This is a genomic window from Bradyrhizobium sp. WSM4874 (assembly GCF_055811835.1).
This window is the reverse complement of record NZ_JBVVPR010000059.1, coordinates 19,446-35,099: the sequence shown is the minus strand read 5'-3', so window position 1 is coordinate 35,099 and position 15,654 is coordinate 19,446. Positions and strand designations below refer to the sequence as shown.

Genomic DNA, 15,654 nt, shown 5'->3' with positions numbered 1-15,654 from the left:
ACATTAGCGCCTATTCCAAAGCCGACAGCGCCCATCGCGCCGATTGCAAACGCTCCCCAACGGGCTTCCACGCCCGATCCTCCCCGGCCGTTGAGCTGGGACAGCTCCGAGCGAGAGCACATCAGCAAGCGAGTTGCGAATTTTAAAGTGCATCAAGAGCGCGTGCAGCCAGAGCGCGAGGAATATTGTTGCCGCACGATGCAGCGGACACGCGATCTCGCGAGAGGCCAAGGCTTAGAGGAGCAGACCTAAGTGCACGCAAAATGCGCGTAACTTTGCTAATTCCGCCATCAGTCCCCGGCGGCCGTCGCCGCGAGCTTGTCGACAAGGTGCGAAGTGACTGTAAGGTGTCGGTCAGGCGGGCCTGCTCCACGCTTCGGGTGATCGCGCTCTTTACGTCTACAAGTCGAAGCGCGGCGACCAGGCCGCTCAAACACCGGATCAAGGACATCCGCGCGACGCGGGTGAGATACGGCTATCGGCGCATTCATGTGCTGCTGCAACGGGAGGGCTGGGCCGTTAACGTCAAACGGGTCTATCGCCTGTACCGGGAATTGAGCCTGCAATTACGCAACAAAACGCCCAAGCGCCGCGTCAAGGCCAAGCTGCGAGAAGATCGAACCGATGCCAAACAGATCAACGAGACCTGGGCCATGGACTTCGTTCACGACCAGCTGGCCACCGGCCGCAAACTCCGCGTGCTGACGATTGTCGACCTCTTCAGCCGCTTCTCGCCGGCGGTCGATCCGCGGTTCAGCTATCGAGGCGAGGACGTTGTGCTGACTCTGGAGCGCATCTGCAAAACCGTCGGTTACCCGTACCTGTTGCGCAGATTGAAGATCGAGCGGCCCGACAATGCGGGGGCAATGGACATCACCTACATTCCGATGCGGCGTGGCTTCGTCTATCTCTCGGCGGTCGTCGATGTGTTCAGCCGACGGGTCCTGGCCCATCGCGTCTCGATCACAATGGAGGCGGCCTTCTGCGTCGAAGCGGTCCAGGAGGCGTTGGCGAAGCACGGCAGGCCCGAGATTTTCAACACGTACCAGGGCAGCCAGTTCACCAGCCTCGAGTTCACCGATGTGCTGCTGGACGCGAAGATCGCCATCAGCATGGACGGCAAGGGCGCCTGGCGCGAAAACGTGTTTGTCGAGCGGCTCTGGCGCACGGTCAAATACGAAGAAGTTTATCTCCGCGCCTACGACAGCGTGTCCGAGGCGCGAGCGTCAATTGCCAAGTATCTGGCCTTCTACAATCAGGGACGCCCTCACTCGAGCCTTGACGGGCGCACGCCCGACGAGGCTTACTTCGGCACGAAAGCTATGGTGATGGCCGCATGACCCTCGCCGACGATTTTGTCGTCGCTCTGGTCGGGCTACGCCCTCCCGACGCAACGACAAAATCGTAAAGCCCCGCGTTCAGCATAACCCGGCAGGAATCCACTTAAATCCAGCGGGGCGCTGTCCAATCAACCGGGGCCAGCTCTAAACGGAGCGGCCCTTTTCCAACTTAGCCTCTGGTCCCAAACCGGGGTGCATTTCAGAAGCATGCCTAGAGATCAAAACGAGAGCAGGAATGAGCATCACCGAGACTGACACATCGCCTGTACTGATCGGATGGGACCAAATCGGCGAAGATATGAGGTGCATCGCGGAAACTGCTAGACCTTTGATGACGAATGGCCGTGGCCATTCCTGTCGGCCGGTAAATAGGCAGGCGTCGCGCATATCGCATCGAGCTATGGCGGAAAAGATGAGCTCGGGCGCGCGGCGGTAGGTGGTGTCGGCCGGAGCGGATCGTTGCGACAGGCTGCATCGCGAGCATGCGGTGCGTGCAATTCGGGCAGGCGCAAACGGTTCGACCGGGCCGGTCGAGGCACCGCGAGAGCGCAAGCGTCGATATGGCGCTACGATCAAGGACGCGATGAGCGCGTTGTGGGAGGCGTCGGATGGTGTGCGGCAAGCGGCTCAAGGGCCAAGTTTCGTCAAGTCCTGCAGCTACGCGAATCATGAGGCTCGCTCCTTTTGTGTCTCGATCGACGGCAGCAGCCCACCGTGGATCTTTGCCTCAAAGCTCCGCAGCCGCTGATAGATCGAGATCAGTTCGACGATCGTGCTCCAGGAGTTGACGAGATACTGAAACGAGGTTCGCACTTGCGTGAACGCGTTGAGGATCTGGTTCATCGACCCGAGGGTGATCTTGCCCGCGATGATTGTGGGCGCAAGGAGCAGATAAGGAAAGATGACGTCAGTCTGCAGATAGACGATTCGGCCGATATTGAAGTACATGAAGTTCAGATAGAGCCTAAAGTAATTCCTGCGAATGTCGCTAAACAGCACGCTCAATGTCGGCGCATTGGCACGCGCCGTATCATCCTCGCCGAGCACGAGCTCCTTGCGATAGGCCGCTTCGACCCGCTGATTGAAAAATTCAATTCCGGGCAGGCGGATGCCGATAAGCGCGAGAACGCCGGTGCCCAGGATCGACCAGATGACAGCGGCGAACACCAGCGGATAGGGAATCGAGCCGAACAGAGGCAGGTCAGTGACGTTGCTGGACAGCCTCACCAGAACGGGCAGAAAGGCCAAGAGCGTCAGCATCGCACTGATGAGATTAACGCCTAGACTCTCCATGGTGCTGGCAAAGCGCATGGTGTCTTCCTGAATCCGCTGGGAGGCTCCTTCGATCGTGCGCAGCCGTGGCCAGTTCGCGACGTAAAAACCGTTCATCGCCGTGCGCCAGCGGAAGATGTAGTGGCTGACGAAAAATCGCGTCATCACGCCGACCACGACGGCCACAAGCGCAATCCCGGCAAAGGTCGACAACTCGCTGTAGAACTGCGCGACTGTTACCGCCGCCGACTTCGAAAGCGCAGCCTGGATCAGGTCGTAAAACGGTCCGTACCAGCTGTTGATCGCGACCGAGACCTGGACCTGAAAGTAAGAGGTGAACAGGATCAGCGCTGAACCAAGAATGGACCACGTCGCCCAGGGATGCGGGGCAAATAACATCCATGCAACGGCGAACACCGTAACGGTCAGCGCAAAATATAGATCGAACCACAGCGCCGAGGCCGACCAGAACGTCGCAAGCCCAATCGGCTTGTCCGAGGATTGAAAGAGATTGCCGGCAAAACCATACCAAACCGCCATCGCGAATGCGGCCCAAAGAATTGACGACGCAAAGAACAACTTTGGTCGCGGGAAGAATGAAACAAACATGCTCGCTGTCCTTTATCGACTTAGAACTTCAGCTCAGAAGATGAACTCACCGGGTCCATTGGCCACCTCGCTCCTCACAAGAGACTACTCACGCGCACACCCAAGCGCTCGCGCGAGGGTCATCGAGCATCCAATATCTGGCGGCAAGCGTAGGAACGGTCGGCAAGCGTTATCGGCGGTCTGGGCATGGCGGTGTGGTAGGAAGCCTCGGGTGGAGAACGGCTCGCTGAACCAATAAACAAGATCCCTTCGGGCCGCATCCTTCATGCGGGAGGGCGGAGGTTGTGATTGGGATGCTCTGTCGACCGCGGGACACAGCCGCCTCTGCGACGAACGGGGCAGCATCTGCAGGGCATCGGTTCAATCGAATAGACTTTCATCTGATCTCTCGGGCCGGTGGGTGCAACACGAGCATGGTCGTAACGGGGTCTTTAGTGGCGGCACGGGACAAGAGCAAGAGTTTTGCAAACCGCTTCACCCTTCTCACTTGCGGTGTGGTTTGCCACATCTGACTTGCCGTGCGCTTACTCCACTGAAATCAGCGGCCCGCTGCTCGCTCTCTCTTACGCAGTCTACGCTCGCACGCGAAGGTGCACGGCAACGCTCTTGGAGATGATCTGCGACGCCGCAACCTGACGCAGCGTTCGGTTCACGCGTCTCTTTCGGCGCAAATGTTGCGATGCAGTTACAGCAGTTCGCGTCGACGTTGTTAACACGCACGCGGCTCGGGGCACTCAAGGCATGAGAGTAGAAATGAAGAACTTCTTGCTTACGACCGTGAGCATTGTGGCGCTTGGCGCAATTGCGTCCGCATCCGGTGCAGACCTGGCTGCGCAGCCCGTCCAACCTCTCTACTCTAAAGCTCCGCAGCCTGTCGCGGCTGCAATTTACGACTGGATCGGCCTCTACGTCGTGTGAACGACGGCTTAGGCTCAAGCTCCAATTGCTGGGACTACTATCTCTGAGGGCTGTCATGATGCGACCGAAATGCTGTCCTTCGCGGTCATCGACTGCGCATGTGTGCTGATGTCGTCAAGCAGCTATGGTGGGTTCAACGTGGCGTGTTGAGGTATCCGCGGCCACTACGACCAACAATGCGACGCTGAGGATTGCCCATTCCAGGATCCGCAGCTCGGAAAAGCGGTCACATCCGCTCAGGACACTTAGTGAGGGGCACCACGTTGTCCATGTGGACCGGAGCTGAGCGTGTGCTTTGCCGCTTCACGACCTGTTCAAGCACAAGAGCCTCTATTGCGAGCTCATCTGCCAAGCGTCGGAAGAGTTCGTGCTTTTGCGGGTCGCTTGCTCTGCTGCTCATAACGGCCAAATCCGCAGCATCGGCGCGGAGCTTGTTCAATTTTTCCATGAGGTCGTTCATCTTGTCGCCAGATCCCAAATCCACCTCACCCCCCGGCGCTCCACTCTCATCTGTTGATTCCAAGCCTCTGCATCTTAACAACGACCGCGCGAATTGCTGTAATCGCCTCGCAACAGTCGCGCCGAGAGAAATGTTCGAACCGAACGTCGCGTTAGGTTGCGTCCTTGCAGATCAGCCCAGCGCTTCATACTGTCTCACACCAGAGATGGACATGCATGAGGAGCGGCGCATCCAGATCGAGCAGGAGCTTCGCGGGGCCGTCATGGCCGATTTTATCGAGCTGCACTACGCGGCCGTGGTTTCGCTCAAACACGATGCATCATCCGGTTCGAAGCGCGGCGCGCTGGAAAACAGGATTTGGAGGCATGTTCCGCCGGAGGTGCTTATTGCGACGGCAGAAGAAGCCGGATCATCGCGCTCGGAGGTCCGCTTTTTCGCCGCGCCCGTTTGGATGCCAGTTGGACGGCACGACCGTAGCGCTCGCGCGGGCGGCACTGGTCATGGTTGCGGCGCGGGTGATTGTAGTTTGCCGGCCAGGCATTGGGTCGCTCGGGCTGGTTCATGTTTTCGTGGGTCACGGTCCTTTCCGAGATCGCGCAGCGCCTCACGATGATGTCCGGGCCGGGCGCCTCAACGTTTGCAGGGGGAGGGCCGAGGCGCGACCAGCCGAATGAACGAGGTCGCCTCAACAGCTCGGCCCATGCGAGAATGGCGTTGCTGGTGAGCTCGCTGCCGTTGTCGCTGACCACCACGCTGGGCTTGCCACGCTCAATCATCAGCCGGTCTAGTTCCCGCGGGGCTGCGGGTAATCCTTAGGGCGGAGACATTGGCTAGAAGGCATGCCAAAGCACCTACCTGGGTTGGCAGGTTGCTAACTATCCTGCCGTGCGTAGACTTCTTGAGCGACGATTTAGCGGAACAAGATCACCTTGCAATCTCAAACCGTGCTTTCGGCTGCTTGCAGAAGGCTCATCCTTCGATGAATCTACATCCATCCAGCTCACGTCCTATCGGTCCTGCGTCCTCAATTTACAGCTCTGCGCTCGAAAGCGGCATCATGAACGCTGAGTCGGGCATCACCTCGGCGCATGCGAGCATTCGGGCAAGAACCGTCTGGACGATTGTCCTCGGCTTTGCCGCCGATCCACTGATGCGTTGGAGTTGGCCGGACCCTGGCCAATATGTTGGCAGCATGACTCAGTTCATCGAGGCTTGTGGCGGACGGGCATTCGAGCATGGCACAGCATACGTCACGGGAGAGAGCCGCGCCGCGGCCCTGTGGTTGCCTCCCGGCGTCCAGCAAGATGAGGATGCACTGGACACCATCATGGCGGTGTCCCTGCGCCCGGAAATCAGCGAACATATGGCACACGTGCGCCGGGGAATGGCCGAACATCATCCGTCCGAGCCACATTGGTATTTGCCCCTCATCGCGGTCGATCCGAACTGGGTCGGACGAGGGCTTGGCACATTGCTGATGAAGTACGCTCTTCAAAGATGTGATGAGCAGGGCGTCGCAGCCTACCTTGAAAGTTCGAATCCTGAGAACATTCCGCTTTACCAACGACACGGATTCAAGATTATTGGAGAGATACAGCACGGCTGCTCGCCGCCACTCACGCCGATGTTGCGAAAGGCGAATTGAGCGGAATTCTGAGCCGATTCGCATGCTTCGGCTCCGAGAGCGTCCTTGCACGCTCCGAGCTGAGGCGCATTGCCTCATCCAGAATGTTCTGGGCAAGTTCTCGGTGGTGATAGGGGCGGTGCCATCAAAGTGGTTCAGCGGCGTATGGCGGGAAAGATCAGCATGGGCGCGCGCCGGGAGGCGCTGCCGACCGCAGCGAACGACATACATCGAGCAAAATAAGCGTTTCCGTGCCCGCTCGCAGCGCGGTACTTCCGACGGAGGCGCAAGCCATCCTGATGCGAGTCAGCTGTAGGCTGGGATAAAATATTGGCTGGAGTGGCGAAAAAGCTTGAATCGGACGCAGCGCAAGATTGTACCAAGCAGATATTCGAGCATTTGGTCTACCGGCTGCTATCGCTAGTGGCGGGAGTGCGAATCAAGACCTCCAGCGAAGTAGTCGTCCTAATGACAATGGCCATTCTTGTTATCACTATGATCTTCTTCGTCGGCTTTGGAGTGGGTTATGGCGCTCGCAGTTGGCGGTCCCGCAAGCGACGTGAGCGCGCCCGGCGATATGGCGTTTTCCGTCACTCCGGCGGTGGTGCCCCGCCGCCCTTTCGAGTTCCTCCAGCCCCTCGTTTCTAGGGATTGGAATTATCCCGCCTGAGGAGGAATTGGATGGACAAGTGGTGTCTGACGGGACCCGTGAAGTGCAGAGTTGAATGCGGGGCGAACACCTTCGCTCAATTGCCGAGGAGGCACTTCGCGCTGTTCGACATATAGAACTGTTATGAGCCCCACGCGGTCCGCGAACGGAAAAGAACCCAGGCCGGTGCGATCCCGCGTCAGGGGCCCACAGACGTAGGAGCGACGGGAGCTGGCGCGGAGCCTTCCGCATAGCGCAGCGCCAGATCCCGGCGCGGGTGGCAGGTCACGAACTCGGACGGGGTTCTCCATCCGAGCGGCGAGTGGGGTCGCGTATCGTTGTAGTCGGCCCCGCCAGCATCCAAGCGTAACGCGGGCTTGGGCCAATGACGTGAACAGCGTCTCGTTCAAAAACTTATCCGCAGCCGACCGTTGATGGGGAAGACGGCCCCGCTCCCTCGGCGCCGGCGCTATGCTGGCGATGTCTGTACCTAACAGGAGCAATCATCATGGAAGCCGTGACAATTGGCTTGGATATCGCGAAGCACGTATTTCACGTTCATGCGGTTGACACTCAAGGTCAAGTGACCAGCCGCCAACGCCTCCGGCGCGACTTCTTCTCGTCGCTGTCGCCCTGCCTGGTTGGGAAGGTCACGCTCGATAGAGGCGACCCGGAAGACGACGAGTCACCGGTCGAAGAATTCCCATGGCGAGGAGCGTCATCAACTGAGTGCTGGTGGTGAATCGATTACGGGTTCGAGGAGGTCGAATGGATTCCGTTCGTCGAGGGAGGGCCACACCTGAGAACGGTCCGCAAGCTGATCCTGCCGTGAGCCGACCGATGGGACCCACGCGAGTCATCTCAATAAAGGGGCGAAAGAGAAGTTAGGACTTTTACGCTTTCAATCCGAGCCTTCCGGGTTTCCGAGGTCAATCAATTCGGCCAAAACGTGATCTAGACTACCCGCGTCCCGATCCAGCTCGATCAAGAAGGCACCGTAGAACTCGTTGTGATGGATTCGTCCAAAGCGCCGGTCGTCATAGATCTCTCTTTCCGCAGGTCGCGCTAGGCGCAAGCGCATGATGCCGTAATCGTCGCACAGAAGGGCCCCGCCAGACTTCAGGGCCGAGAGTTTCGTGCGCAATTCCTCACCTTTTAAGATCGCTTCGGCTGCCGCGTGGGTTTTTGAAGCAAATGCAAAGACGGGACGCCGGTCGACCTCAACCGCGAAAACGGAAAGGGAGGGGAATTCTCTCATTTCTTGATCTTCAGACCGATCTCAACGAGCCGTCGAATTGCTTCGGACAACTGAGCTGCTGCCGGTTTGATGGACACCGAGTTAAGCTAATCCCACCTTGCGTTCGAGCTCAACGGGGCCGGCCTCGCAACTACCAAAAGGGGGCGCTGGACGCGCGGACCGCACCAAGTTAGCCATCGTCCGATGGCCGTTCGGGGAGACACACAAACACAAGATGAGCTGGAAGAAGGAACTAGAGGCGCTGCTTCAACAATCCGCGGCAATGTCGAACGCGCAGGAACATTAGCGCCTATTCCAAAGCCGACAGCGCCCATCGCGCCGATTGCAAACGCTCCCCAACGGGCTTCCACGCCCGATCCTCCCCGGCCGTTGAGCTGGGACAGCTCCGAGCGAGAGCACATCAGCAAGCGAGTTGCGAATTTTAAAGTGCATCAAGAGCGCGTGCAGCCAGAGCGCGAGGAATATTGTTGCCGCACGATGCAGCGGACACGCGATCTCGCGAGAGGCCAAGGCTTAGAGGAGCAGACCTAAGTGCACGCAAAATGCGCGTAACTTTGCTAACTCCGCCATCAGTCCCCGGCGGCCGTCGCCTAAACGCTTCGCGGTGGACCATTGCCCTTGGCCGGGGGGCTGGCCGGACGCGTGCGCTGACCGCGGGCCTCTGGTGCGGATGTCGGATGAGGAACAAGAAGGCCAATTAACAATTGCGACACAGTTCTCACCCAGCAATATCAGCGCAGCTCAGTTCGGCATACTGCCTGCTTTGTTCCACGCTACCATCCCCGACGTTGGTGGCAACTGGGGAGCGATCTTGGAGAAAGACGGCCATGGCCGCTCCCACATTTCTGCTGAACATAGCAGATCAGCCACGCGCCGCGCCCATGGTGGCCTGGCGCGAAGGCATTCACGGACTGTTCAATGCGGCTGTGGACTTGACGCGTCGCTTCGGACAACGGAATCGTTGCGCGCCTGCCTAGAGCCGCACCAGCAGCAGACACCGGCGCCCGCAGATCTCCTGCGGCAAAACGCGAAGTGTTTCTCCAGCCGCCGCAGCAGTATCTGGTGTCGGACGGACCGCAGCTCGGGAGGAATGAGTCAAGGATATGTGCTGCAACCGGCACCCGGACGGCAGCGGCTCACGGGGACTAAAGAAGGCTCGCGGTCGTGCATCCCGCCGCGCGGAACGGCTGAAGCCGATGGGCAGGAACGCCAAGCGCGACAAGGTCGGACGCCAGACGCGCCAGGTCGGAGCGATCCAGCAAAGCATTATGAACCGTAGTGCGGATATCGCACGCGACGCCGCTTTCGAGCAGACGCACGAGGCTGGCCTTGGCGTTGATGCCGCTCCCAATGACGCCAGTGATCCACTCGTAATCATCGAACGCAGCCTTGACGTCGAAGCCGATCCAGTCGACGAGCGGCAGTACAGCGGACAGCTGTGTGGGACAGGGCCCGGCGGTGTGCAGTCCGACGCGAAAGCCGAGTTCGCCTCGCACGGCACGCATTGCGTCCGGCAGCGCAACCTGGAGAGTGGGTTCGCCGCCAGAGAACACCACGCCGTCGAGCAGCCCACGACGGCTATCGAGAAAAGATAGCACTCCCTGCCACGCGATTTCCGACTCTCCCCTCGGGGAAATCAGATGCGGGTTGTGGCAATAGCCGCACGACCAAGAGCAGCCCTGGCAGAAAACCGTTGCCACGAGCTCGCCCGGCCAGTCGCAGGTGGACAGCCGGGCGACCCCGCCGATTCGCAGCTCAGCCGAGCGCGGCGCGCGTTTCAGCGAAGAACCTGCGCTCATTGTGCTCGCCTTTCTTGCCGCAATTGAACGACGACACCGGCCGGTGATAACCCATCACGCGAGTCCAGACCTCACAGGGCTGGCGCTCGTCGTCGCTGAGCGTCCCCGCAGGATCGGTGCTCGTCGTATGGGCATTAGACTCGTTCATCTGTGGTCTCCTTTCAGTTCGCGGCGGCACGCCGCTTGAGTGCGAGCTTTTCGGCGTCGCATTTGGGACAGAAGACATGCTCGCCTTCGAGATAGCCGTGCGTCGGACAGATCGAGAATGTCGGCGTGACGGTGACGTAGGGTAGGCGGAAATTTGAGAGCGCCCGCCGCACGAGCTTCTTGCACGCTGCGCCTGAGGACAGGCGTGAGCCCATGTAGAGATGGAGCACCGTACCGCCGGTGTATTTGCGTTGCAGCTCGTCTTGCCGCTCAAGCGCCTCGAATGGATCATCGGTGAGGCCGACCGGAAGTTGGCTCGAATTGGTGTAATAGGGGAGATCGCCGGTGCCCGCCTGCAAGATTCCGGGGTAGCGCTTGCGGTCTTCCTTCGCGAAGCGGTAGGTCGTGCCCTCCGCGGGCGTGGCTTCGAGGTTGAACATGGTGGCGGTTTCGGTCTGGAACGCCGAGATGCGCGCACGCACATGATCAAGCAGCCGTACCGCAAAGGCATGGCCCCAAGGTGTGCTGATGTTCTCGCAATCGGCGGTGAGGTTGCGGATCATCTCGTTGACACCATTGACGCCTAGCGTGGAGAAATGGTTGCGTAGCGTGCCGAGATAGCGCTTGCTGTAGGGAAAAAGTCCGTGGTCCATGTAGCGTTGCACGACCGTGCGCTTGATTTCCAAGCTGTTGTGGCCGATTTCCAGCAGCGCATCGAGGCGATCGAATAGGCCCGCTTCGTCGCCGCGATGCAGATAGCCGAGGCGAGCGCAATTGATGGTAACCACACCGATAGAGCCGGTCTGCTCAGCGCTGCCGAACAGGCCGTTGCCGCGCTTGAGCAACTCGGTAAGATCGAGCTGCAGCCGACAGCACATCGAGCGGACCATGTTCGGCTTAAGCTCGGAATTGATGAAGTTCTGGAAGTAGGGCAGGCCGTATTTCGCCGTCATCTCGAACAGGCGATCTGCGTTCTCGCTCTCCCACGGAAAATCCGCGGCGACGTTGTAGGTCGGGATTGGAAACGTGAATACACGGCCCTTGGCATCGCCGTTCGTCATCACCTCCATATAGGCGCGGTTGATCATGTCCATTTCGGACTGCAGGTCGCCATAGGTGAAATCCATCTCCTCTCCGTCGATCACCGGCACCTGTTCGCGCAGGTCCTCCGGGCAGGTCCAGTCGAAGGTGAGATTGGTGAAAGGCGTCTGCGTGCCCCAGCGCGAAGGGACATTGAGGTTGTAGATGAGCTCCTGGATCGATTGCAGTACATCGCCGTAGCTCAAGCGGTCCCTCCGGATGAACGGCGCCATATAGGTGTCGAACGAACTGAAGGCTTGCGCGCCCACCCACTCGTTCTGCAACGTGCCGAGGAAATTGACGATCTGCCCGACCGCACTCGACAGATGCTTCGGCGGGCCGGCCTCGACCTTGCCGGGCACCCCGTTCAAGCCCTCGGTTAAGAGCGTGCGCAGCGACCAGCCGGCACAATACCCGGTGAGCATGTCGAGGTCATGGATATGGAGGTCGCCGTCACGATGGGCGCGGCCGATCTCCGGCGGGTAGATGTGCGACAGCCAGTAGTTGGCGACGACCTTGCCAGAGAGGTTTAGGATGAGTCCGCCCAGCGAATAACCCTGGTTGGCGTTGGCATTTACGCGCCAATCGCTACGTTCGAGATACTCGTTGATGGAAGCGGCGACATCAACCGTCGTCGTGTGGTCCTGGCGCACCTGTCCGCGTTTCTCGCGATAGACGATATAGGCGCGCGCAGTGGCGAAATAGTCCGCCGCGATCAGCACCTGCTCGACGATATCCTGTACCTCCTCAACTTTGGGAGTTGCGCCGACGAAGCGGTGCGCGATGACCTTGATAGTCTCTTCCATGAGCCGGCCGGCCGCCTCGTCGTCGAACTCGCCGCTCGCCCGCCCCGCGCGCGCGATCGCAGAACGGATCTTGCTGGCATCGAAGACAAGCGTGCCGCCCTCGCGTTTGACGATCGAGCGCGGCAATGCGGCTTGCAACGAATTGCTTTGACCCTGGCTGTTCTCTAATTCCGGGCGTGAGGTCAAGCTCTCCTTGAACATCCTTGCCGGGTCCATGGTTCTCTCCGCGGTAGGGGCGTGCCCTCCGCATGATGGCGTAAGATGACGTTAGCGGATCAATGTGTGAAGCGCGCTTTGCCCTTTCGAGCACCGCAAAGCCAGGGGCGATCTCACCAACGCCAGCGTCCCGGCAGGGACGTTCGCTCCCGCTGTTCGGCGGGAACTCGTTTATCCTTTATGCAGGCTGATCAGCAGCATCCCTTGATGACCATTTAAATTCGGTACCATCGATCCACATCCGATGCAGAATGACAGCAAGTTTTCGGGCAACCGCAACCTTGGCTTTGCGTAGGCCGCTTCGTTTCGCAAGCCGAATACCCCACGCTTTTAGTGCTGACCATTTTGCTACGCGCGTCAGCAGCACATTGGCCGCCTCGTAGAGGTAACTTCGCAGCATCTTATCGCCGCATTTCGAGATTCGGCCCGTCCAGTCAATCTCCCCGGATGCGTATCGGCGAGTCGTTAGCCCTGCGTAGGCTCCGACGCTTCGTGACCTCTTGAAGCGAGCGGGGTCATCGATCGTCGCAAGGAAGCAAAGGGCCGTGACCGGGCCGACGCCAGGAGCCGTCATGAACCGTCGCACGTGAGCATTGTTGCGAGCCAGCCGCAGCACCTTGCGGTCAAGGTCCTCAATCTGTTGCTCGACGGCCTCGCGTGCCTTCAGCAACGGATCGACCGCGGCAAAAAGCTCTGACCGTTGCTTGGCCAACTGCGCAGCGCGCACAGCAAACACATTCATCTTTGCTCGTCCGATGACGAGCCCAAGATTCTTGAGGAGCCCCCGGATTTGATTTTCGATATCCCGCTTGATCTTGACGAGCAGAGCTCGACTGACAAGAAGGGCTTTGGTCGCATGACTGTCGAGATCCTTGACGCAAACCTCCTTGTACCAACCACATTGCATGATGCGCGCTATGCCAGCAGCGTCATTTCGGTCGCTCTTATTGATCTGCATCTTCAGAACCGCCTTCGCATGCCTGGCGTCAATGCAGATAACGGGTAACCCGATCTTATTCAGTTCGGTCCACAGCCATGTCGACGTTGCTCCGGTCTCGAGTCCAATCCGAACGACGTGTGACGCGTGCAATTTGATGAACGTCGCGATCGCCTCCGGGTCAGACGTAACCACCCCTTCGCGCTCGACCTTTCCGGTCCGATCGACGATGCAGATCGAAGTCAGTTTCAGGGACACGTCTAATCCGACATAGTGCTCCATTGCCTCTCTCCGTCATTGCAAGGCCCTGGGGTAGGCCTCGTCGAGTCCTGGAGAGCTGATTCGCAGAGCCTGAGTATGGCTCCGAGCCCGGAATTACCCCATGTGTGAAAACGCCGAGCCTGCTATGATTCCCGCACTGGATCGGCGGGGGCTGGCATGGCTCGTTTCGTTCAAGGAGCTGATCGCGGGCAATCTACTTTGTTGCCGGAATGCCTGGACGACTGGGTTGCAGATGACAATCCGGTTCGCGTGATCGACGCCTTCGTTGCAGCCCTCGATCTGGCTGAACTTGGGTTCGGTGGCGTTGAGCCTGCCGGCACAGGTAGGCCGTCTTATCATCCGGCCGCGCTCTTAGGGCTCTACATTTACGGTTATCTCAACCGTGTCCATTCGAGCCGCCGGCTTGAGCGTGAAGCTGGCCGCAACGTCGAAGTGATGTGGCTGCTCGCCAGGCTTGCGCCCGATCACAAAACGATTGCCGATTTCCGCAAGGACAATGGTTCCGGCATCAAAAAGGTCTGCGCGCGCTTCGTCGAGGTGTGCCGCAAGATGGGCTTGCTCGCGACAGCCAGCGTTGCGATCGACGGCAGCAAATTCAAAGCAGTCAATAATCGCGATAAGAACTTCACGCGCGGCAAAGTCGAGCGGCGGCGCACGCAATTGGAGGAGAGTGTTGCGCGCTATCTCGCTCAGCTCGATACCGCCGACCGGCAGGAGCCGTCGGAAACACTGGAGTTAAAAAAGACGCGGATCAAAGAACGGCTCAAAAATCTGACCGTTGAAATGGCGAAACTCGCAGCGATTGAAAAACAGGTTCTGGCGTCGCCCGATCAGCAGATATCGTTCACTGATCCCGACAGCCGTTCGATGGCCACGAGCGGCCGTGGTTCTGGCGTCGTCGGCTACAATGTGCAGACGGCGGTCGATACAGAAAACCATCTGATCGTCGCGCACGAGGTGACAACAAGCGGCTCAGACCGGTCGCAACTTGCAAACATAGCCCGGCAAGCCAAAGCCGTTCTTGAGGCCGACACGCTCGTTGTTGTCGCCGATCGCGGCTACTTCAAGGGTGAAGAAATCGTGGCGTGCGAGCAATCTGGCATCACGGTGACTTTGCCCAAGCCGATGACATCGGGTGCGAAGGCTTCGGGACGCTTCGGCAAACAGGACTTTGCTTATCTGCCAAATGAGGATGTTTATCGCTGCCCTGCCGGTGAGAAACTCAAATATTATTATACCAACGACGAAGACGGCCAGAAGCTGCGCAACTATTGGACGAACGCCTGCAAAACCTGTCCACTCAAATCGAAGTGCACGCCGAGCCCACAACGCCGTATCAAGCGATGGGTGCACGAGGACGTTCTCGAACGCGCTCAGGCACGGCTCGACAAGAATCCAAACGCCATGCGCACACGCCGCGAGACCGTCGAGCATCCGTTCGGCACACTGAAGATGCGCATGGGCGCGACGCACTTCTTGTGCGTGACGCTGCCGAAAGTTGCGACCGAGATGGCGCTGTGCGTGCTCGGCTACAATCTGACACGCGTGCTGAACATCGTCGGGATGAAACCGCTGCTGGCGGCGGTGAGTGCGTGATACGGGCGTTGCCGCGCGCCGTTGCGGTTCATGGGGCGCGTAAAAGAGCCCCGACATTGCCTCAGGATGAGTTCTGGTCGAGCCGCCGTAAAACTTGCCCAAATTGATCGGACCGCGATAGCCTGAGTTCGACCGCGCCGGTCCGCGTCATGCAACAGCGTTTTTACACGACCAAGACCCAGACCAGACATCGGCATCCCACTTGGGTTGGGGCAAGGCTGAGGTAGGCGCATGCGGAACACGAGCCGCCCTCGGCGGCCCACTGCCGGCTAGCGACCACCGGGACACCCCGCCCGAGGACTCTGTTGTTGTCACGGCAGGTCTCCTGGCTCGCGGGTTCTTGCTGCTGTCTGGCCTTCCCGGCGCCGAGATTTTGCGCCAGTGACTCTGTCGACAGCGGCTCGCCGCTTACAGTTGCGGGGGCAGCGCCGGCTTTGGCTTTCGGCCGTACCGGCTTCCCTCTTAGCTCTCTATCTTGCGATTTGAGAGACCGTGGCAACTACATCTAGACGCCGTATTCGATTCTGTGTCAACAGACGGTTCGTCGTTGACGAAGCCTCCGTCCTTGGTCCAGCGGCGCTCGGCGACGTAATCCGAAAGATTTATTCACGCCTCGCGGATGCAGCCGTTCCGTTCGAAAGCCATCGAGCGCAGCATCGAC

At 59.3% G+C, this 15,654-nt stretch carries 11 protein-coding genes, 3 pseudogenes and 1 riboswitch; of the genes and pseudogenes, 5 read left to right on the top strand and 9 right to left on the bottom strand.

The features are described 5' to 3' along the window. The first annotated feature begins 263 nt into the window (after positions 1-263). Positions 264-1,340: pseudogene (locus tag AC0L3P_RS35580) on the top strand (IS3 family transposase). A 666-nt stretch (positions 1,341-2,006) separates the two neighbouring features. Here the strand turns inward: AC0L3P_RS35580 and sbmA are convergent. Beyond that, complete coding sequence (sbmA, locus tag AC0L3P_RS35575) at positions 2,007-3,221, bottom strand: peptide antibiotic transporter SbmA (protein ID WP_473308848.1); 1,215 nt, start codon at positions 3,219-3,221, stop codon at positions 2,007-2,009. A gap of 753 nt (positions 3,222-3,974) precedes the next feature. On the opposite strand from sbmA, the gene AC0L3P_RS35570 reads away from it, so the two are divergent. Then, positions 3,975-4,139, top strand: coding sequence for a hypothetical protein (locus AC0L3P_RS35570; protein WP_473308847.1), 165 nt, complete (start codon positions 3,975-3,977; stop codon positions 4,137-4,139). 226 nt (positions 4,140-4,365) lie between these two features. Here the strand turns inward: AC0L3P_RS35570 and AC0L3P_RS35565 are convergent, their stop codons facing one another. Further along, positions 4,366-4,599 (bottom strand): hypothetical protein, encoded by a 234-nt coding sequence (locus tag AC0L3P_RS35565; protein ID WP_473308846.1) that lies wholly within the window; start codon positions 4,597-4,599, stop codon positions 4,366-4,368. A gap of 383 nt (positions 4,600-4,982) precedes the next feature. Next, on the bottom strand, positions 4,983-5,375 hold the full coding sequence (locus tag AC0L3P_RS35560; protein ID WP_473308845.1) for a hypothetical protein: 393 nt from the start codon (positions 5,373-5,375) through the stop codon (positions 4,983-4,985). 281 nt (positions 5,376-5,656) lie between these two features. Here AC0L3P_RS35560 and AC0L3P_RS35555 point away from each other — a divergent pair, with 281 nt between their 5' ends. Beyond that, the gene (locus tag AC0L3P_RS35555; RefSeq protein ID WP_473308844.1) at positions 5,657-6,244 is read left to right on the top strand and encodes a GNAT family N-acetyltransferase; all 588 of its coding nucleotides are present in this window, start codon (positions 5,657-5,659) and stop codon (positions 6,242-6,244) included. A gap of 827 nt (positions 6,245-7,071) precedes the next feature. Here the strand turns inward: AC0L3P_RS35555 and AC0L3P_RS35550 are convergent. Continuing rightward, a pseudogene (locus AC0L3P_RS35550) lies at positions 7,072-7,291 on the bottom strand (integrase core domain-containing protein); the annotation flags it as partial. 89 nt (positions 7,292-7,380) lie between these two features. Here AC0L3P_RS35550 and AC0L3P_RS35545 point away from each other — a divergent pair. Beyond that, positions 7,381-7,518, top strand: a pseudogene (locus AC0L3P_RS35545) (IS110 family transposase); the annotation flags it as partial. A gap of 255 nt (positions 7,519-7,773) precedes the next feature. Here the strand turns inward: AC0L3P_RS35545 and AC0L3P_RS35540 are convergent. The 5 genes from AC0L3P_RS35540 to AC0L3P_RS35520 all read right to left on the bottom strand — a co-directional run bounded on the left by AC0L3P_RS35540 (position 7,774) and on the right by AC0L3P_RS35520 (position 13,397). Beyond that, positions 7,774-8,130 (bottom strand): hypothetical protein, encoded by a 357-nt coding sequence (locus AC0L3P_RS35540; RefSeq protein ID WP_473308843.1) that lies wholly within the window; start codon positions 8,128-8,130, stop codon positions 7,774-7,776. A 1,145-nt stretch (positions 8,131-9,275) separates the two neighbouring features. Further along, positions 9,276-9,929, bottom strand: coding sequence for an anaerobic ribonucleoside-triphosphate reductase activating protein (locus tag AC0L3P_RS35535; protein ID WP_473308842.1), 654 nt, complete (start codon positions 9,927-9,929; stop codon positions 9,276-9,278). Continuing rightward, complete coding sequence (nrdD, locus tag AC0L3P_RS35530) at positions 9,886-10,077, bottom strand: anaerobic ribonucleoside-triphosphate reductase (RefSeq protein WP_473308841.1); 192 nt, start codon at positions 10,075-10,077, stop codon at positions 9,886-9,888. Before nrdD ends, AC0L3P_RS35535 begins: the two co-directional genes overlap by 44 nt. Before the next feature lie 13 nt (positions 10,078-10,090). After that, positions 10,091-12,178 carry a ribonucleoside triphosphate reductase gene (locus tag AC0L3P_RS35525; RefSeq protein ID WP_473308840.1) on the bottom strand — a complete coding sequence of 696 codons (2,088 nt, stop codon included), beginning with the start codon at positions 12,176-12,178 and terminating at the stop codon, positions 10,091-10,093. A 178-nt stretch (positions 12,179-12,356) separates the two neighbouring features. Next, positions 12,357-13,397: an IS110 family RNA-guided transposase gene (locus tag AC0L3P_RS35520; RefSeq protein WP_473308838.1), complete on the bottom strand. Its 1,041-nt coding sequence runs from the start codon at positions 13,395-13,397 to the stop codon at positions 12,357-12,359. Positions 13,398-13,553: 156 nt separating this feature from the next. On the opposite strand from AC0L3P_RS35520, the gene AC0L3P_RS35515 reads away from it, so the two are divergent. Then, positions 13,554-14,993, top strand: a complete 1,440-nt coding sequence (locus AC0L3P_RS35515; protein WP_247479016.1) for an IS1182 family transposase — start codon at positions 13,554-13,556, stop codon at positions 14,991-14,993. 298 nt (positions 14,994-15,291) lie between these two features. After that, a riboswitch (cobalamin riboswitch) is annotated at positions 15,292-15,503 on the bottom strand. Positions 15,504-15,654 lie beyond the last annotated feature (151 nt).